Below are 17,642 nucleotides of genomic sequence, written 5' to 3'. Positions count from 1 at the left end.
AGGCTGCCCGCCCGGATCGGGAATCCGGCTACCCCTTCAGCTTCCCGGCCATGCCGAGGATGTCGTCGAGCGGGTTGCCGTCGCCGTTGCGGTCGATCAGCTTGCCGAGGCTGCCCAGCGCGCCCGATCCGCCGCCACCGCCGAGCATGCCGCCCAACAGGCCACCCAGCCCGCCGCCGCCCGATCCGCCCGCAGCGCCGCCCAGCGCGCCGCCGATCAGGTCGCCCAGACCGCCGCCGTCGACTCCGCCGCCGTCCTTGGTGTCACCCTTCGCCATCGCGCCGGCGACCAGCATCGCGAGCAGCGGCAGCATCTTCTTGAGCAGCCCGGCGTCGAGCCCGGTCTGCCCGGCGGCATGACCGGCGACGGTGCGGCTGACATCCTTCGACCCGAAGATCTGGCCCAATATGTCGTTGCCCTGCCCGACCGGGGTCGGCTGCGACCCGAGCACCGCGTCGAGCAGGCCGCCGCCGCCCAGCCCGGCGATCAGCCCGCCCAGTCCCTCGCCGCCGCCCTGTGCCTGCTTCTGGAAGCCGCCGAGGATCGCGGGCAGCAGCGCTTCGGCGCCCTGCTGCGCGATCGCGGGCGAAACGCCCAGTTCCTTCGCCATCGATTCGATGCCGCCGGCCTGACCGAGGATGTCGCTGAGGTTCATGTCGTCAATCTCCCACAAGGCGCGGATCGAAAAGCGCCGATGCGGGTTCTTATAGCAGCGCACCGGCGTGGGGCGAGCCGTTCATTCTGCTGTCATTTCGCCGTGCCTAATCCTATCCTGCGGCCCTGCGACTGCCCCGGCCGCGGGGTTAGGCCGTCTCAACGAGTGGGAGCATTGCAAAATGGGTATTTTCAGCAGCATCAAGGACGCGATTTTCGGCAAGAAGGCGGAGGCCGCCGAGCCCGCTCCCGCCACCCCGTCGGCGCTTCCGATCGGCGCGGCGGTCGAGGCCGCGTCGAGCGCCATGGCCGCCGCGTCGACCGCCGTCAGCGAGGTCGATGTCGAGGCGATCCTGTCGGCCGAGGCCGCGAAGGCAGGCCAGCCGCTCAACTGGCGCACCTCGATCGTCGACCTGATGAAACTGCTCGGCATCGATTCGAGCCTCGACAACCGCAAGGCGCTTGCGCAGGAGCTCGGCTATACCGGCGAACTCAACGGCAGCGCCGAGATGAACATTTGGCTGCACAAGGCGGTGATGCGCGAACTCGCCGCGAACGGCGGCAAGGTGCCCGCCGACCTGACCGACTGACGGACGGTCGATTTTCTTCGACGAAGGGGCCGGAACGCAGCGCCGTTCCCGGCCCCTTTTCATTGACCCCCGCGCGCCGCGGCTCCAGACAGGTTTCACAGGAAACAAACGGGGAGCCCGCACGTGCACGACAGACTGTCCACTTCGATCAGCCGCCGCCGGACGCTCGCCGCGCTCGGCGCCGGAACCGCGAGCCTCGCGCTGGCCGCGCGCGCGCCCGCGCTGGCGGCAGCCGCTCCGCAGCAGGACGGCGCGCAGGCGCTGCTCGACTCGATCGCCGACAATCTGCTCGCCCGGTCGCCCGAAAGCGCGACGAGCCTCGGCATCGACACCGGCGCGCGCGCCGCGCTGCGCGCGCAGCTCGCCGACCGCTCGGCGGCGGGACAACAGGCGCTCGCCGACACGCTCAAGGCCGATCTCGCGCGCGTCCGCGCGGTCGACAGGAGCAAGCTCGACCATGGCACGCGCACCAGCCTGGCGGTGATCGAAAGCGCCTATGGCGTCGCGCTCGACGGCTTCGCGCTGCCCTATGGCGACGTGTCGGTCGGCGGATGGCGCAACACCCCCTATGTCGTGATCCAGAATGTCGGCGCCTATCTCGATATCCCGAAATTCCTCGATAGCGACCATCCGGTCAAAAGCGCCGCCGACGCCGAGGCCTATCTGGCCCGACTCAACGCCTATCCCGGCGTGCTCGACGGCGAGACGGAGCGGCTGAAGGCCACGGGCGCGCAGGGCGTGGTCGCGCCCGCCTTCCTGCTCGACAAGGCGATCAGGCAGATGGAGGCGAGCCTCGCTGGCGCCCGCGGCGGCGGCGGGCTGGTCGACAGCCTCGTCCGCCGCACCGCGGAGGCGAAGATCGCGGGCGACTGGGGCCGGCGCGCCGGGGCCATCGCCACGGGGCCGGTCGTCGCCGCGCTCGAACGCCAGCTTGCCGAATTGCAGGCGCAGCGCACGAAGGCGACGATGGACGCCGGCATCTGGGCGCGCCCCGGCGGCGACGAATTCTACGCCTGGGCGCTGCGCGCCTCGACGACGACGCGGATGACGCCCGAGGAAATTCACCACATGGGGGTCGAGCAGCTCGCCGAGCTGCACGGGCGGATGGACCCCATTCTCAAGCAGCTCGGCTATACGCAGGGTTCGGTCGGCGACCGGATGAACGCACTCGCGAAAGACCCGGCGTATAAATTCCCCGACAATGATCAGGGCCGCGCCGAGGTCGTCGCCTATATCCAGACGTGGCTCGACCGGATTCGCGCCGAACTGCCGCGCGCCTTCCGCACCCTCGCCAAGGGCAATGTCGAGGTGAAGCGTCTGCCGCCCGAGGAAGAGCCCGGCGCGCCCGCTGCCTATGGCGGCGCGGGGTCGATCGACGGTTCGACGCCGGGGCGGATGTGGATCAACCTGCGCACGACTGACCTGCACAGCAAATATTCGCTGCCCGACCTCGCGATGCACGAGGCGATTCCCGGCCATGCGTGGCAGGGCGAATATGCGAACCAGATGCCGCTGATCCGTTCGATGCTCGCCTTCAACGCCTATTCGGAAGGCTGGGGCCTCTATGCCGAACAGCTCGCCGACGAGCTCGGCCTCTACGACGATTTCCCGGTCGGGCGCCTCGGCTATCTCCAGTCGATCGCTTTCCGCGCTTGCCGCCTCGTCGTCGATACCGGCATCCACACCAAGCGCTGGACGCGCGAGCAGGGGGTGCAGTTCTTCGTCGAGCGCAACGGGTCGAACCCGCTCGAGGTCGCGAGCGAGGTCGACCGCTATTGCAGCTGGGTCGGGCAGGCGTGCGGCTACAAGGTCGGACACAGCGAGATCAACCGCCAGCGCAACCGCGCGCAGGCCGCCCTCGGCGCGCGCTACGACCTGCGCGACTTCGACAATGTCGTGCTCGAAGGCGGTAATGTCCCGCTCGACGTGCTCGCGCAGAATGTCGACGAATATATCGCGGAGACGAAGGCGTGATGCGCCGCCTCGCCCTGCTGGCCGCGGCGACGTTCGCCGCGGCCGGCGGTGGCGCGATGGCGCAGGAAGCGCGGGACAGCTCGCGCGTCGCCATCGTGACGAGCGACGTCGACCGCTTCTTCGCGCTCTATGACGACCCGGCGCTGGCGGCGGACCCCGATGCGCTCGCGGCGCGCTACCTCGCCACGCCGTCGCCCGGTCTCGTCGAATTCATGGCGCTGCGCCGGATCACGCCCGACCGGCTGGCGGCGGCGCTGCGCGCCAAGCCAGCCGTCTATCGCGACGCGCGCGGCTGCGCGGCGAAGCTGGACAAGGTTCGCGGCCGTCTGGTCGCGGCGACCGACCGGCTCGCGGCGCTCTATCCGAAGGCGGTCTTCCCGCCGATCACCATCGCCATCGGCCGCGCGTCGAGCGCGGGAACAGCGAATGCGAAGGGGCTCTATATCGGCCTCGAAATGCTGTGCGCGGCGAAATTCATCGAGGCCGACGACGAGGATCGCATGGTACATGTCATCGCGCACGAATATGCGCATGTGCAGCAGCCGCTCGCGCAGGTCGATGACGAGAATGCCACTGTCCTCCACGCCGCGCTGGTCGAAGGCGCCGCCGAATTCGTCACCGAGCGGATGACCGGATCGGTCGCCTATCCGCTGCTCCACCAATGGGCGGCGGAACGAACGACGGAGCTCGAAACCGCCTTCCTCGCCGAAAAGGACGAAAAGGCGCTCGGTTCGCGCTGGCTCTACAACCAGCAGGGCGATGGCGAATGGCCCGGCGACCTCGGCTATTGGGCGGGTTACCGCATCGTCCGGGCCTATTACGACCGCGCGCCCGACAAGACGCAGGCGCTGCGCGAGATCATCGAGATGCGCGACCCCGCCGCCTTCCTCGCGGCGAGCGGCTGGGCACCGGGCGCATAGAGCGGTTTCAAGTCGGGCGGAACCGCATGACGACCCGGAAAACGCGGTGAAACTACGACCTGGAGCATGACGACATGAGTTGGAATCGTCACCCGCGAGGAGCGAAGTGACGCGTCGATCCAGAGTGTGCGCAAACCGCTCTGGATTGCTTCGCTCCGCTCGCAATGACGAAGGGGGTCAATCCAAAGTCATCAGAGTCTAGCGCCGACGCGCGCTTCCTACGCCGCCCAGTCCTCCAGCAGGTGGCGCGCGATCGCCAGCGGCGGCGGCGCAAGGAAGGGGGCGTCCATGTCGCCCGCCAGCGCCGCGCGCACCTCGGCGCGATCGACCCAGATCGCCGCCTCTATCTCAGTCTCGTCGAGCGTCAGCGCGCTGCCCTCGGCGCGCGCGCGGCATCCGATCATCAGCGACGAAGGGAAAGGCCAGGGCTGGCTCGCCACATAGGCGACGTCCGACACGCGGATTCCCGCTTCCTCGAACAATTCGCGCGCCACCGCCTCCTCGAGCGATTCGCCGGGCTCGACGAATCCCGCGAGCGCCGAGAACATCCCCGGCGCGAACTGCCGCTGGCGCCCGACGAGCACGCGCCCGTCATATTCGGCGAGCATGATCACCACCGGGTCGACGCGCGGAAAATGCTCGGCGCGGCACTGGCCGCAGCGGCGCCCCCAGCCGGCACGGAACAGCTCGGTCGGCGACCCGCAGGTGGCGCAGAACCGATGCCGCGCGTGCCAGTCGACGAGGCTGCGCGCGCCGCCGTAAAGCGCGAGGTCCTGCGCGCTGAGCAGCGGCAGCAGCCGCATCACGGTGCGCGAGCGCGCGTCGATGCGCTGCGCCGGGTGCGGTTCGCGGACGAAATAGGGAATGCCGCGCTCGTCGCGTCCCAGCAGCATCGGCGCGCGTGCGTCGGCGGGGTCGAGCAGTTCCCAGCGCAGGCCCGTGCCATCGTCGCCGGGCACGAAATCGATGCCGTCGAGCGTCAGGCAGCGCGCGCGCGGATCGGCCTTTGCGGCGGCGAAGGCCTCCGGGTCGGTGCGAAGCTGGTCGGCGCGGTCGAGCCACGCCCCGGTGAAGCCGAGCGGCGCCGGCATCAGCGCAGCGCGTCCTTGTAGAAAGCCTCGCCGAACTTCGCCTGAAAGGGCAGCGCCTCGGCCGGCATATATTGGGTGTAGCCGCCGACGCGGTAGCCGCGGGCGCGGTCGACGAAGCCGATCGTCCCCGCCGCGCCGCCCCAGCCATAGACGCCCTCGCCGGTGGGCGAATCGGCGAGCGAGACGCGCCCGCCCGCGCCGAAGCCTTCGCCCTCGATGAACGTGCCCTTGCGGTCGACCGAATCGGTCAGCAGGTTCGACATCGCTAGCCGCGCGGTTTCGGGCTTCATGATCCGCACCCCGCCGGTCTCGCCCTCGCCGAGCAGCATGGCGAGGAAGCGGTCGTAATCGCGCGCGCTCGAAACCAGGCCGCCGCCGCCATAGGGCATCGGCGGCGGATCGAGATAGATCGAGCTGGTCGCCGGATCGACCGGCAGCAGCACCGGCCCCATCGGGAAATAATTGGTCGACAGCCGTCCCACCTCGCTCGCCGGCACCTGGAAGAAGGTGCTGGTCATCCCCAGCGGGTCGAACAGCCGCGCCTTCAGAAAGGCGTCGAACGGCTGGCCCGCCGCCACCTCGATCACCCGCCCCATCAGGTCGAGCCCGACCGAATAGCTCCAGCGCGTGCCGGGTTCGTAGACGAGCGGCAGCTTCGCGAGCCGGTCGGCGAAGGCCGCGAGGCTGGGCGCGGGCGTGATTGGTGGCAGGCCGGGGATCGGCAGGCGGCTGACCTGCCCGCCGACCAGTCCGGCCTCGTTATAGGCGTCGCGCAGCGGCCCCTTCTGGATGATGTTGTAGCCGAGCCCGGCGGTGTGAGTGAGCAGCTGGCGCACCGTGATCGGTCCCTTGGCCGGACGCACGTCGGTGATCGAGCCATCGGGCGTATTCTGCACCGTCATGTTCGCGAAGGCGGGCAATATGTCGGCGATCGGCTGGTCGAGGCCGAGCCGGCCTTCCTCGATCAGCAGCATCGCCGCCATCGCGGTGACCGGCTTGGTCATCGAATAGAGGCGCCACAGCGTGTCGGGACCGACGGGCTTGCTCGAATCCATCGCCTGCCGCCCGGCGCCGAAGCTGACCGCCGCCGCCTGCCCCTTGCCGATACAGGCAAGCGTGCCGGCGAGCTGCCCACGCTCGACGAAGCCCGTGACGAAGGCGTCGGTCGCGGGATAGAGCGCCGCGCCGTCGGCTTTCCATGCAAGGGCGCTGCGCGGCAGCAGCGTCGCCGCGCCGCCGAACGCCAGGCCGCCGAGCAGCGCCCGGCGCGACACCATCATGTTCATCCGTCCTTCTCCCGCATCTGGTCGACGAGCTTGCGATAGAGCGTCGGCAGCCCGGCCTCGTCAAGCGCCGAAAGCGGCCACCATTCGCCTTCCCCTGCGGCAAGCGCGGCTTCGCCGGGCATCAGCGTCAGCCGCAGATCGAAATGCGTGAAGCCATGATCGACCTCGGCGACCCCCGACTCGGCGGGCGGTATCGCGCTCCACTCGCCGCCGGGCAGCGCGCGCATGCCGCCGAGCATCCCCTTGCCCGGCCGGCGGACCAGCCAGATGCGGCCCTTGTCCTCGATCCACCAGGCGATGCCATGGCGCTGCGGCTTCGCCTTCTTCGCGGGCTTGACCGGCAGCCGCTCGATGTCGGCACGGCCGCGCGCGCGGCAATCGGCCATCAGCGGGCAGATCGCGCAGGCGGGGCCGCGCGGCGTGCAGATGCCTGCACCCAGGTCCATCAGCGCCTGCGCGAAATCGCCCGGCCGGTCGGCGGGCACCAGCGGTTCGAGCGCGGTGCGGATGGCGCGCTTGGCGGCGGGCAGCGGGGTCTCGATCAGCCGATGGCGCGTGATCACCCGCTCGATATTGGCGTCGATCACCACCGCGCGCCGTCCGAAGGCGATCGCCGCGACCGACGCCGCCGTATAGTCGCCGATGCCGGGGAGCGCGCGCAGGTCGGCTTCGCTGTCGGGAAATTGCCCGCCGTGCTCGGCGACCACCGCGCGCGCGCAGGCGAGCAGGTTGCGCGCGCGCGCATAATAGCCGAGCCCCGCCCACGCCGCCATGACGTCGGCGTCGGCGGCTGCGGCCAGATCGGCGACCGTCGGCCAGCGCGTGGTGAAGCGCTCGAAATAGCCTGCCACCGCCGCGACCGTCGTCTGCTGGAGCATGACCTCGGCGAGCCAGACGCGATAGGGATCGGGCACCGCGTCGCTTCCCGGCGGCACGCGCCACGGCAGCACCCGCGCCGAGCGGTCGTACCAGCCGAGCAGGCGCGCGGCGAAATCGGCGGGCGCGGCTTCAGTCTTGTCGCGATCGGTTCTGTCGGAAGTCTGGACGCTCACCCCCCGCCTATGGCATGGCGGCGCGCATGGCGAAAGCACAGAGCGGAGAAACGCCCGCCCGAAAGGCGAAGGACGCAAAGGCGAAGAAGACGCCTGCCCGCAGCTACGAACGCCCGCGCGGCGGGGAAGCGCGCGCGATCGCCGACCTCGTCCCCGAAATCGGCCGCACCGCCTTCCGCAAGTTCGGCTTCATCCAGTCGTCGGTCGTCAGCCGCTGGCGCGAGATCGTCGGCGACCGCCTCGCCGACGTCACCCAGCCCGCGATGATCCGCTTTCCCGCCGGGCAGAAGGCGGGGGGCACGCTGCATCTGACGATCAACGGCGCGCACGCCCCGATGCTCCAGCATGTCGCGCCCGACATCATCGGCGCGGTCAACCGCTTCTTCGGCTATGCCGCGATCGCGCAGGTGCGGATGACGCACGGGCAGGTCGCGCCCGCCGCGCCGCCCGTTCAGCCGCCAGCCATGCTGAAGCCCGTACCCGCCGAACTGGGGGACAGCCTGCGCGACATCGGCGACCCGGAACTGCGCACCGTGCTCGAACGCATGGCGGCAGGGCTGGCCGCGCCGCCGAAGCTTCCCCGCATCAGTTGAACGAAGGACCGGCCGCCCATGCCCAGACATATCCCGTCCCTATCGACCCGCCGCCTCGCGATCGGAACACTCGCCGGCGTCGCCCTGACCGCGCTGGTCGCGGCTGCCCCCGCGAAACCGGCCGCTGAGCGCTGGTCGGCGACCATCTCGACCAGCCCGATCGGCGCGCTTCTGGTCGGCAAGCCCGGTGCCAAGGTGAAGCTGGTCGAATATTTCAGCTATACGTGCAGCCATTGCGCCGATTTCGCGAAACAGTCGGCGGTGCTGCTGAAGACGCTCTACATCGACACCGGGCTGGTGCAGTTCGAATATCGCAATCTGGTGCGCGATCCGCTCGATCTGACCGCCGCGCTGCTCGCGCGGTGCGGCGGCGCCAGGGCGTTCGTCGGCAATCATCAGGCGATCATGCTCGCGCAGCCCACTTGGCTCGGCAAGGCGGCGAAAATGACCAAGGAGCAGCTCGCGCCCTGGTATCAGGGCAGCGAAGGCGAACGCACCCGGCGCATCGCCGCCGATACCGGGCTCGACACGCTGATGCGCGGCCGCGGTTACACCAAGGCACAGATCGACGCCTGCCTCGACAGCGACGTCGCGTCGGCCGAGATATTGGGGATGACCAATATCGGCCAGAACGCCGACCGCGTCGCCGCGACCCCGAGCTTCTTCATCAACGGCAAGAATGCGGAGGTCAGCGATTGGCCGAAGCTCAAAACGCGCCTCGACCTCGCGCTCAAGGGCGCTTAAGAACGCCTCGACACGATTTTTCGGAGACCAAAGGATGACCCTTCCCCCGCTGCGCATCGCCCTGCTCTGTTCGCTCGGCGCGCTCGCGCTCGCCGGCTGCGGCGAAAGCAAGACCGACCAGAATCAGGAGCAGGCGGTGATCGCGAAGGTCGCCGCGCCCGCGGGCAAGAGCTGGTCCGACACCGTCACCGTCACCCCCGACGGCGGCTATCTGATGGGCAATCCCGACGCGCCGGTGAAGGTCATCGAATTCGCTTCGCTCACCTGCTCGCACTGCGCCGATTTCTCGGAGGAAAGCCACGAGGAACTGAAGCGCGACTTCATCGACACCGGCCGCGTCAGCCTGGAACTGCGCAACTTCATCCGCGATCCGCTCGACGCATCGGCCGCGGCGATCATCCGCTGCGCGCCGACCGAGCGCTATTTCCCGCTGATGGCGAACGTCTTCGCCTCGCAGGCCGATCTGTTCGCGGGCGCGCAGGCCAATCCCGATGGCGGCGAAAAGGCGATGTCGCTGCCCCCCGCGCAGCGTTTCCCGGCGCTCGCCAAGGCGTGGAAGCTCGACACCTTCTTCCAGTCGCGCGGCATGACCGCCGACCAGGTCAACGCCTGCCTGTCGAACCTTCCCAACATCGAAAAGCTCGAACAGAGCACCAATGCCGCGATGGAGACCTATCGGATCTCGGGCACCCCCAGCTTCATCATCAACGGCCAGCTGGCCGAGGGCATCGCGGCCTGGGGCCCGCTGCGCGACCGGCTGCGCACGATGGGCGTGCGCTGACCGTCGCGCTTCCCGCCCCGCGACCGGCGGCGCGGGCGGAATCGTCCCCCTTGCGACTCCCCCGCCCGCGCGGCATGACGGCGGGCAAGGGGGATATGTGACCCAAGCGTTGCACAGCCTGCGATTCGACCGACTGCACGGGGACCGTCCGTGCAGATAAAGCGGCTGCGCCTGACCGGTTTCAAGAGCTTCGTCGAACCCACCGAGCTGCGCATCGAGCCGGGGCTGACCGGCGTCGTCGGTCCGAACGGCTGCGGCAAGTCGAACCTGCTCGAGGCGATCCGCTGGGTGATGGGCGAATCCAGCCCCAAGTCGATGCGCGGCGGCGGGATGGAGGACGTCATCTTCGCCGGCACCGCGTCGCGCCCGCCGCGCGATTTCGCCGAGGTCGCGATCCATTGCGATACGGGCGGCGCGGTGGTCGCCGGGCTTTCCGACGCGGCCGACGGGCACGAACTGGAGGTGATCCGCCGCATCGAGCGCGGCGCGGGAAGCGCCTATCGCGCCAACGGCCGCGACGTACGCGCCAAGGACGTCGCGCTGATCTTCGCCGATGCCGCGACCGGGGCGCACAGCCCGGCGCTGGTCAGCCAGGGCAAGATCGCGAACGTCATCGCCGCCAAGCCGACCGACCGCCGCGCGATGCTGGAGGAGGCGGCGGGCATCGCCGGCCTTCACGTCCGCCGCAAGGACGCCGAGCAGAAGCTGCGCGCGACCGAAACCAACCTGACCCGCCTGTCGGAGATCGTCGCCGACATGGAGGTGCGCGCGAACGCGCTGCGCCGACAGGCGCGCGCGGCAGAGAAATACCAGCGGCTGAGCGAAGAAATCCGCGTTGCCGAGGCGCGGCTGATCTATGCCCGCTGGCGCGACGCCGCCGCCGCCGCCGATCAGGCGCGCCGCGACGCCGACGCGGCCGAGGCCGCGGTGAAGGCGGCGCAGGACGAACTTGAAGCCGTTTCGAACGCGCAGACAGAGGTCGCCGCGCGCGTCGCCGATGCGCGCGGCGACGCGCAGGCGCAGCGCGATGCGCTTGCCGAAGCGACCGCAACGCAGGTCCGCCTTGCCGGCGAGGAGCGCGCGGCGCGCCAGCGCCTCGACGACCTGGGCACGCAGCAGGCGCGGCTCGCCGAGGATCGCGCGCGCGAGGGCGATCTGGCACGCGACGCCCATGCCGCGCTGACCGCGCTCGACACCGAGGCGAAGCAACTCGCGCAGCAGATCGGCGCGCATGACAATGGCAAGGCGGCGCTCGTCGAGGCGAATCAGGCGGCGCAGGCACGGCTGCGCGATGCCGAGGTGGCGCTGGCACAGGCGCGCGCGCGCGCCGCGAGCGAAGCCGCCGACCGCCGCATCGCGCTCAGCGCGCGCGACGGCGCCGAAACCGCGGTGCGCCGCATCGCGGGCGAACAGCAGCGTCTCGAAGCCGAGATCGCCGCACTCGGCGACAGCGCGGCGCTGGCCCGGACGGTCGAGGAGAGCGCGGCGGCCGCCGAGCAGGCGGAGGCCGCGATCGCCGCAGCCGAAGCCGCGATTGGCGACGCCGAAGCCGACCGCGAGGCGGCGACGGCGGACCTCGCGGCGGTCGAGGCCGCGCTCGCCGAGGCGCGCGCGGCGCTCGCCGCGCTCGAAGGCGAGGCGGCGACGCTCGAACGCGCGCTCGCCGCTGCGCGCAGCGATGCGATGCGCATCCTCGACCGCATCAGGGTCGCGCCGGGCTACGAGGCCGCGCTCGCCGCGGCGCTCGGCGACGATCTCGACGCTGGCACCGACGGCGACGCGGCGCGAAGCTGGCGCGGCGCCGACGCGCGCGCCGACGATCCCGCGCTTCCCGCCGGGACCCGCGCGCTCGCCGATCTCGTCGAGGCGCCCGCCGCGCTGTCGCGCCGTCTCGCGCAGGTCGCGGTCGCCGACGACGATGCGGGCCAGACGCTCGCGGTCGGGCAGCGGCTGGTGACGATGGGCGGGGTGATGCGCCGCTGGGACGGTTTCGTGACGCGCGGCGACGGCGCGACCGCGAGCGAGCGGCTGATGCGCCAGAATCGCCTCGACGCGCTCGCCGCGCAGCGCCCGCAGGTCGAGCTGGGGGTGCAGGAATTGCGCGACCGCCGCGAGGCCGCGGCGGCGACGCTCGCCGCGCGGACCGAGGCGGCCGCGGCCGCCCGCAAGCGGCTCGCCGACGCCGACGAGGCGCGCCGCGCTGCCTTGCGCGCCGCCGACCAGGCGCAGGGCGCGCTCGACCGCCACCACGCCGCCGCCGCGCTGTTCGAACGCCGGCGCGCCGAGATCGCCGGTGCGGCGAAGGACGCCGCCGAACAACTCGCAGCACAGGAAGCCGCGCTCACCGCGCTGCCCGACGAGCGGCTGGCGCGCGCGGCGCTCGATGCCGTGGAGCAGACCGCCGATCGCGCCCGCACCACCGCGACCGACGCGCAAGGCACGCTCGCCGCGCATGAGCGCACCCTCGCCGCGCTGAGCGAGCGGCAGGCGGTGGTCGGCGCCGAGATTCGGAGCTGGAAGGCGCGAGCGGGCGAGGCCGCACGGCGCGTCACCGACATGGACAAGCGCGCCGATGCGCTCGCCGCCGAAGCCGCGAAGCTCGTCGACCTGCCCGAGCGGCTCGCCGCCGACCGCGCCGTTGCCGAGGCGCGGCAGGCCGAACTGCGCGAGAAACTCAACGAGGCCGAGACGCGCGAGCGGGCGGCCGAAGCAGCGCTGCGCGAGGCAGAGGCGGCGCTGACGACGATCCGCGAGCGCGTCGCCGCGGCGCGCGAAACGCGCGCCGGCGCGGTCGCGCGCTCGGAAAACGCCGAACTGCGCCGCGTCGAGATGGGCCGCCTGTCGGGCGAGCGTTTCGAATGCCCGCCGCCGCTGCTGCCGCAAAAGGCCGGTTTCGACAGCGCTGCGGTCGGCGACGCGGCCACCGAGTCGGCGGCGCACGACCGACTGATCGCCGACCGCGAGCGGCTGGGGCCGGTCAACCTCGTCGCCGCCGACGAACTCGCCGAGCTCGACGCCGAGCGCGAGCGGAGCGTCGCCGAGATCGAGGAACTGCAGCAGGCGGTGAACCGGCTGCGCGGCTCGATCGGCAACCTCAACCGCGAAGGCCGCGTCCGCCTGCTCGCGGCGTTCGAGGCGGTGAACGCGCATTTCCAGCGCCTGTTCACGACCCTGTTCAACGGCGGTCAGGCGCATCTCGAACTCGTCGATTCGGACGACCCGCTCGAAGCGGGACTCGAGATCATGGCGCAGCCGCCGGGCAAGCGGCTCGGCACGTTGACGCTGCTGTCGGGGGGCGAGCAGGCGCTGACCGCCGTGGCATTGATCTTCGGCCTTTTCCTCACCAACCCGGCGCCGATCTGCGTTCTCGACGAGGTCGACGCGCCGCTCGACGACGCGAATATCGAGCGCTTCTGCGACCTGCTTGACCGGATGAGCCGCGAGACCGACACGCGCTACCTGATCGTCACCCACAATGCGGTGACGATGGCGCGCATGCACCGGCTGTTCGGGGTAACGATGATCGAACGCGGGGTCAGCCGCCTCGTCTCGGTAGACCTCGGCGGCGCCGAGGAACTGCTCGCGGCCGAATAAGCCGATCGGTCAGGGCGCGCTGCCCACCACCAGCATCGCGGCGAAGACGAGCAGCCCGGCGAAGCGGTTGCTGCGGAACTTGGCGAGCGCGTCGGCGCCGTTCGCGGGGTCGAGCGTCGCCACCTGCCCCGCCAGATGCACCGCCACCGGCACCAGCGCAACGAAGACCAGCGGATCGGGTCGCACGATCCACAGCGCCCCCGCCCACAGCGCGAGCGCGGTCGCATAGCACAGGCCGACGCCGCCGCGCACCTGGTCACCCAGCGCGCGCGCACTCGACTTGACGCCGACCAGCGCATCGTCCTCGATGTCCTGGAGCGCATAGATGGTGTCGTAACCGATCACCCAGGCGATGCATCCGGCATAGAGCAGCGGCAGCGCGAGGCCGTCGCTGCCCCCGGCCGCGATCCAGCCGACGAGCGCCCCCCACGAAAAGACCAGCCCCAGCCACGCCTGCGGCCACCAGGTGATGCGCTTCATGAACGGATAGGCGGCGACGAGCAGCAGGCTCGCCACCGCGACGACCTGCGCGCGCAGCGGCAGTTGCACCAGCACGACCAGCCCGACGAGCGACAGCGCGAGCATCCACAGCGCCGCGCCGCGCACCGAAACCGCGCCGCTCGCGACGGGGCGCGACGCGGTGCGCGCGACCTTCGCGTCGAGGTTGCGGTCGACGATGTCGTTATAGACGCAGCCCGCGCCGCGCATCGCGATCGCGCCGGCGAGCATCCACAGGAACAGCGGCCAGTGATCGCGCGCGCCGCCCGCCAGCGCGATCCCCCACGCGCAGGGCCAATAGAGCAGCCACCAGCCGATCGGCCGGTCGAACCGCGCGAGCAGCGCATAGGGGCGCAACCCCGCGGGCAGGAGCGCCAGGAAGCCGCGAAGCTGGCTGTCGGGAGGAGGGGCGGTGGTCATGCGTGCCGGGGCGATAGCAGAGCGCGCCGACGAGATAAATGCCGGACCGGGCGCGGCGTGCGCCGATCAGCAGGCGGACTTGGTGGCCGCCGGAGAGGGGTTGTAGACGCCGTCGCCGTCCTTCGGCCCATCCAGATCGCGCGGCTCGCGGATATTGAAGGCCGCCGTCGTGGAGATTCGCCGCGCGCCCAGCCACTTGCCATAGAGCAGCGGCTGATAGTCGTAGCTGATCTCGACGAACATCACCGCCGTCCCCGCCGCGGCCGTGACCTCCTTGCCTTTCAGCCCCATGCCCGGAAAACTCGTTCCGGTCTTGCCGGTGCCCTGCGCGCCATAGGCCGAGGACACCGCGAGATCGCCATAGCAGCGCTGCCAGTGAATCCACTGGCCGCCATCCTTGTTGCGTTCGAGGCTCGACAGGATGATCCGCCCGTGCCGCTTGAAATCGAGCGCGTCGGCCTGCTTTTCCGCCCCGATGAACAACTCGTTGATATCGATCTCGCGGATCGGCGGCAGCGACAGATTGCTGCCCGCTGCGATGCGCGAGGCGTTGTCGGCGGTGTTGAGGCCGATCTGGCTGATCCGCGTGTGAGTCAGCGCAAGGTTCGCGATCTCCAGTCCGGCGAATCCCACCAGCACCAGAAAGGGAATGGCGAAGGCCATCTCGATCAGCACCGTGGCGCGAATGTTGCGCGCCAGGCGCCGCGCGGTGATCGCCAGGCGGCGGCAAGGGCGGGAAAGAAGCATCATTTCAGGCAGCTATCCGGTGTAATGTCGCTACCGTTCGCAAAGGGCTGGTTGCGCAGGATCGTGACCGCCGACAGCGTCGAATAGGGGGACTGCCCCAGCATCTTCCACACCGGCAGCACGCGGTCGAAGCGCATCGTCACCGTATAGAGGACGACGTCGTCGGCGCCGCCGTTGCCGGCCTTGCCGCCATCCTCGAAACAATCCTCGGCATCCAGATAGCCGTTCTTGTTCGTATCATAATAGCGCCGAGGGACGTTGAGCTTGCTGAACTCGTCATAGGCGCGCCGCGTGAATTTCACATCGGCGCCCGCGAACACCTGCTGGACCTGCTCCTTGACGCGGGCATCGAGCGCCGATTGGTCGCTGGAATAAAGCTCCAGCGTCGAATCGCGCCCCGCCTTGGCGACGGCGCCTTGCAGGACCTGCTGCGCGTACATCTGCCAGCAGAAATCGAAGATCCCCATCAGGATCAGCAGGAACAGCGGCGCGGTGAGCGCGAATTCGACCAGCGCGACGCCGCGACGGTCGCGGCGAAGCCGGCGGATCAGGGCGCGGCGACGGCTCATTGCGACAGCCTGAGCTTCGAGATCTGGCGGGCGATCGCCTGGAACTGCGCGTTGAGCTGCGCCGCATTGTCGGCCTCGAACGCCTGCCCCGTCGAGGCGCAGCTGTTGAGGTTGCTGTTGCTGCCGACGCCGAACGAGATCACCCAGATCGTCAGGCCCTTGCGCTTCGCGCTTTCGCACAGCTGCCGGAAGCGGTTGTTGTGCCGGTCGATCGCATCATTGTCGCTGGTCGCGCCGATGCGCGGCATCGACCGCTCCTGCCCTTGGTGCGACAGGTTGGCGCGCGGCGTCATCATGTCGCCGTCGGTCATGAACACGATATGCCGGCTGACCGGCCGCCCGTTATAGGGCCCGTTGTCGGCCGCGAACAGCCCGGTCGGAGAGATCAGGCGCGCACCCCACGCCATGCCGGCGTCGTGATAGGTATAGCCCTTGGGTTGCAGCGTCTTGATATATTTATCGAAGTCGTCGTGATCCGCCTTGGTCATCGTCGTCAGGTTCATCGCCGCGACCGGGCAGGCGGCATAGTCGCCGCCCTTGTCGACGAAATTCTGGTAATTGGTCGTCACCCCGGTGCGTTCGGTCACCCGCTCGCGGTCGTAGGTGACGTCGGGCAGGAACATCTTCCATTGCGTCTCGGCATCGCTGGCGGACGGGACCATGTCGATGTCCATGTCATAAGCGTCCGACGGCGCGGACTGGCTCGACCCGAATTGCGTCGTCGCCCGCTCGATGATGCACCCCGCCCAGCTGGTCGTGACCGTCGTCCCCTGATAGCCGGTGTCGGTCTCGATCGTCGATCCGCTCTTCAACGGGCCGGTGTCGAACTTGCGGTCGAAATAGGTGTATTTGCCGTCGAAGACCGTAGTCAGCGTCTCGGTCTTCGTCACCTTGTAGGTGCGCGTGAACGTCCAGCGGAGCCTGTCGATCTTGCAACTCCTGGAACTCCATGTTCCCTTGTAGCTGTAATATTCGTAGGTCCGCTTCGAATCGGATGTGGTGATGCGCGTAGTGCCGTCGACAACCGGATTCGAGACATTCTGATCCTTGCTCTCGATCATCTTGGCCGAGGCGCTGTCGTCCCAGGTCGTGCATTCGTCTCTGGTCTTGTCCGCCGTCCCCGCGCTCTTCCAATCCTCCTGCCCGTTCTTCTTCTTGTCAGAAACGGGATCGGTCGCGGTATAATCGTCGGACACCACCGTCCGGGCGTCGCCCCAGACCTCCTTGGTCACCGGCTTGCGGGACGGGAGCCAGACGGTGTCGGCGAGCCAGTTGGAATTCTTCGCCACCAGAATCTGGCCGACATTGACCGACGAGCTGTAGGGAACGACGCCGAAGCGCAGCCGTCCGTCGCCGATGTCGGCGTTGGTCAGCGTGTCGAAGAAATCGACCGCCGCCTTGCGCAGCGCCTCGATCTTGGTGTCGTCGTCCGAAGAGGAGGCCTTGCGCGCCATCGACCCGGTGACGTCGAGCACCAGCATCACGTCGACGTTCGAGATTTCGAGCTTGGCGGTGCAGTTCACGCCGAGGTCGAACTTGTCCTTGCCGAAAATGTACATGATCGCCGTCGGCAGCTTGACGCTGGCGGTGCCGACGACATCGGCGGCGCTCGTCGACTGCGAGGAAAAGTTCACCGCCTCGCTGCCATAGATGCCGTTCGGAAAGTTGAAGGCGAACATCTTGTTCGCCTCGGCCTTGTGGTCGTCGCCATAGACGCCCGCCGCCATCGCGCGCCGCCCCGCGAGCACGCCGGCGTCGCACGCCTGTTGCAGGCGAAGCTGCGTCATATAGGCGCGGCCGATGTCGACCGCCGACCCGACGATGCCGATCACCGGCACGATCGCGGCCGCGGTCAGCATCAGCGCGTTGCCGCGCTGGTCGCGGATCAGGCGTCCGGCGCCCTGCCGGAGGCGGCACCCAAGACGGCGCCCGATATGTCGGATGTCGGTCCCACCCATGGTCTCAAACCCCTCGATCGACCCGCGTACGCCCCACAGATGCGCGGCGGGTATCCTGCCTCTATCGGAAAACTGCTTACCAAAATGCTAAGCCGCACTGCCCGCATGGCCCGGAAAACCGCGCCTCCTGCCCCGCAACGGGACAGTCCGCGCGCAGGGATGAGCGCGGGT

General features: G+C 69.6%; 15 protein-coding genes. 7 read left to right on the top strand and 8 right to left on the bottom strand.

Annotated elements, in window-relative coordinates:
* Positions 1–28: 28 nt before the first annotated feature.
* Positions 29–655, bottom strand: a complete 627-nt coding sequence (locus tag C3E99_RS00295) for a DUF937 domain-containing protein (protein ID WP_104960272.1) — start codon at positions 653–655, stop codon at positions 29–31.
* A gap of 181 nt (positions 656–836) precedes the next feature.
* Here C3E99_RS00295 and C3E99_RS00290 point away from each other — a divergent pair, with 181 nt between their 5' ends.
* From C3E99_RS00290 to C3E99_RS00280, 3 genes are all read left to right on the top strand, one after another.
* Positions 837–1,244, top strand: coding sequence for a DUF3597 domain-containing protein (locus tag C3E99_RS00290; protein ID WP_067112792.1), 408 nt, complete (start codon positions 837–839; stop codon positions 1,242–1,244).
* Between the two features lie 123 nt (positions 1,245–1,367).
* Positions 1,368–3,218 (top strand): DUF885 domain-containing protein, encoded by a 1,851-nt coding sequence (locus C3E99_RS00285; protein WP_076073617.1) that lies wholly within the window; start codon positions 1,368–1,370, stop codon positions 3,216–3,218.
* Entirely contained in the window at positions 3,218–4,138 is a 921-nt protein-coding gene (locus C3E99_RS00280) for a DUF2268 domain-containing putative Zn-dependent protease (RefSeq protein ID WP_104959279.1), read from the top strand. Before C3E99_RS00285 ends, C3E99_RS00280 begins: the two co-directional genes overlap by 1 nt.
* A 218-nt stretch (positions 4,139–4,356) precedes the next feature.
* Here C3E99_RS00280 and nudC read toward each other — a convergent pair whose 3' ends face one another.
* From nudC to C3E99_RS00265, 3 genes are read right to left on the bottom strand one after another with little or no spacing between them, the layout of a single operon-like run.
* On the bottom strand, positions 4,357–5,229 hold the full coding sequence (gene nudC / locus C3E99_RS00275; RefSeq protein ID WP_076073615.1) for an NAD(+) diphosphatase: 873 nt from the start codon (positions 5,227–5,229) through the stop codon (positions 4,357–4,359).
* Positions 5,229–6,515, bottom strand: a complete 1,287-nt coding sequence (locus tag C3E99_RS00270; RefSeq protein ID WP_076073612.1) for a serine hydrolase domain-containing protein — start codon at positions 6,513–6,515, stop codon at positions 5,229–5,231. Before C3E99_RS00270 ends, nudC begins: the two co-directional genes overlap by 1 nt.
* The gene (locus C3E99_RS00265) at positions 6,512–7,567 is read right to left on the bottom strand and encodes an A/G-specific adenine glycosylase (protein WP_442800476.1); all 1,056 of its coding nucleotides are present in this window, start codon (positions 7,565–7,567) and stop codon (positions 6,512–6,514) included. The genes C3E99_RS00270 and C3E99_RS00265 overlap by 4 nt, the downstream gene beginning before the upstream one ends.
* Positions 7,568–7,593: 26 nt before the next feature.
* On the opposite strand from C3E99_RS00265, the gene C3E99_RS00260 reads away from it, so the two are divergent.
* The 4 genes from C3E99_RS00260 (at position 7,594) to smc (ending at position 13,279) form a co-directional block, all read left to right on the top strand.
* The gene (locus C3E99_RS00260; RefSeq protein WP_067113561.1) at positions 7,594–8,160 is read left to right on the top strand and encodes a DUF721 domain-containing protein; all 567 of its coding nucleotides are present in this window, start codon (positions 7,594–7,596) and stop codon (positions 8,158–8,160) included.
* An 18-nt stretch (positions 8,161–8,178) separates the two neighbouring features.
* Entirely contained in the window at positions 8,179–8,904 is a 726-nt protein-coding gene (locus C3E99_RS00255; protein WP_076073608.1) for a DsbA family protein, read from the top strand.
* A 34-nt stretch (positions 8,905–8,938) separates the two neighbouring features.
* A complete protein-coding gene (locus tag C3E99_RS00250) occupies positions 8,939–9,685 on the top strand; it encodes a thioredoxin domain-containing protein (RefSeq protein ID WP_067113556.1) in 747 nt (248 codons plus the stop codon).
* 150 nt (positions 9,686–9,835) lie between these two features.
* A complete protein-coding gene (gene smc, locus C3E99_RS00245; protein WP_076073606.1) occupies positions 9,836–13,279 on the top strand; it encodes a chromosome segregation protein SMC in 3,444 nt (1,147 codons plus the stop codon).
* Between the two features lie 9 nt (positions 13,280–13,288).
* Here the strand turns inward: smc and ubiA are convergent, their stop codons facing one another.
* The 4 genes from ubiA to C3E99_RS00225 form a co-directional block, all read right to left on the bottom strand.
* Positions 13,289–14,197, bottom strand: coding sequence for a 4-hydroxybenzoate octaprenyltransferase (gene ubiA / locus C3E99_RS00240; protein ID WP_076073603.1), 909 nt, complete (start codon positions 14,195–14,197; stop codon positions 13,289–13,291).
* A 66-nt stretch (positions 14,198–14,263) separates the two neighbouring features.
* On the bottom strand, positions 14,264–14,947 hold the full coding sequence (locus C3E99_RS00235) for a TadE/TadG family type IV pilus assembly protein (protein WP_104959278.1): 684 nt from the start codon (positions 14,945–14,947) through the stop codon (positions 14,264–14,266).
* Positions 14,944–15,513, bottom strand: a complete 570-nt coding sequence (locus C3E99_RS00230; protein ID WP_076073598.1) for a TadE/TadG family type IV pilus assembly protein — start codon at positions 15,511–15,513, stop codon at positions 14,944–14,946. Before C3E99_RS00230 ends, C3E99_RS00235 begins: the two co-directional genes overlap by 4 nt.
* Positions 15,510–17,471: a TadE/TadG family type IV pilus assembly protein gene (locus C3E99_RS00225; RefSeq protein ID WP_104959277.1), complete on the bottom strand. Its 1,962-nt coding sequence runs from the start codon at positions 17,469–17,471 to the stop codon at positions 15,510–15,512. The genes C3E99_RS00230 and C3E99_RS00225 overlap by 4 nt, the downstream gene beginning before the upstream one ends.
* Between the last annotated feature and the right edge of the window lie 171 nt (positions 17,472–17,642).

The sequence above is a fragment of the Sphingopyxis sp. MG genome (assembly GCF_002953155.1).
Classification (GTDB): Bacteria; Pseudomonadota; Alphaproteobacteria; order Sphingomonadales; family Sphingomonadaceae; genus Sphingopyxis; species Sphingopyxis granuli.
The sequence above is the reverse complement of the archived record's forward strand: the minus strand, read 5'-3'. Positions and strand labels throughout refer to the sequence as shown.

Bases quoted from the DNA above. Each gene is read 5' to 3' on its own strand.
- C3E99_RS00225 (WP_104959277.1), bottom strand. From the start codon at position 17,471: ATGGGTGGGACCGACATCCGACATATCGGGCGCCGTCTTGGGTGCCGC.
- C3E99_RS00280 (WP_104959279.1), top strand. From the start codon at position 3,218: ATGCGCCGCCTCGCCCTGCTGGCCGCGGCGACGTTCGCCGCGGCCGGC.
- C3E99_RS00295 (WP_104960272.1), bottom strand. From the start codon at position 655: ATGAACCTCAGCGACATCCTCGGTCAGGCCGGCGGCATCGAATCGATG.
- C3E99_RS00235 (WP_104959278.1), bottom strand. From the start codon at position 14,947: ATGATGCTTCTTTCCCGCCCTTGCCGCCGCCTGGCGATCACCGCGCGG.
- C3E99_RS00230 (WP_076073598.1), bottom strand. From the start codon at position 15,513: ATGAGCCGTCGCCGCGCCCTGATCCGCCGGCTTCGCCGCGACCGTCGC.
- C3E99_RS00250 (WP_067113556.1), top strand. From the start codon at position 8,939: ATGACCCTTCCCCCGCTGCGCATCGCCCTGCTCTGTTCGCTCGGCGCG.
- ubiA (WP_076073603.1), bottom strand. From the start codon at position 14,197: ATGACCACCGCCCCTCCTCCCGACAGCCAGCTTCGCGGCTTCCTGGCG.
- C3E99_RS00290 (WP_067112792.1), top strand. From the start codon at position 837: ATGGGTATTTTCAGCAGCATCAAGGACGCGATTTTCGGCAAGAAGGCG.
- C3E99_RS00255 (WP_076073608.1), top strand. From the start codon at position 8,179: ATGCCCAGACATATCCCGTCCCTATCGACCCGCCGCCTCGCGATCGGA.
- C3E99_RS00270 (WP_076073612.1), bottom strand. From the start codon at position 6,515: ATGAACATGATGGTGTCGCGCCGGGCGCTGCTCGGCGGCCTGGCGTTC.
- C3E99_RS00260 (WP_067113561.1), top strand. From the start codon at position 7,594: ATGGCGAAAGCACAGAGCGGAGAAACGCCCGCCCGAAAGGCGAAGGAC.
- nudC (WP_076073615.1), bottom strand. From the start codon at position 5,229: ATGCCGGCGCCGCTCGGCTTCACCGGGGCGTGGCTCGACCGCGCCGAC.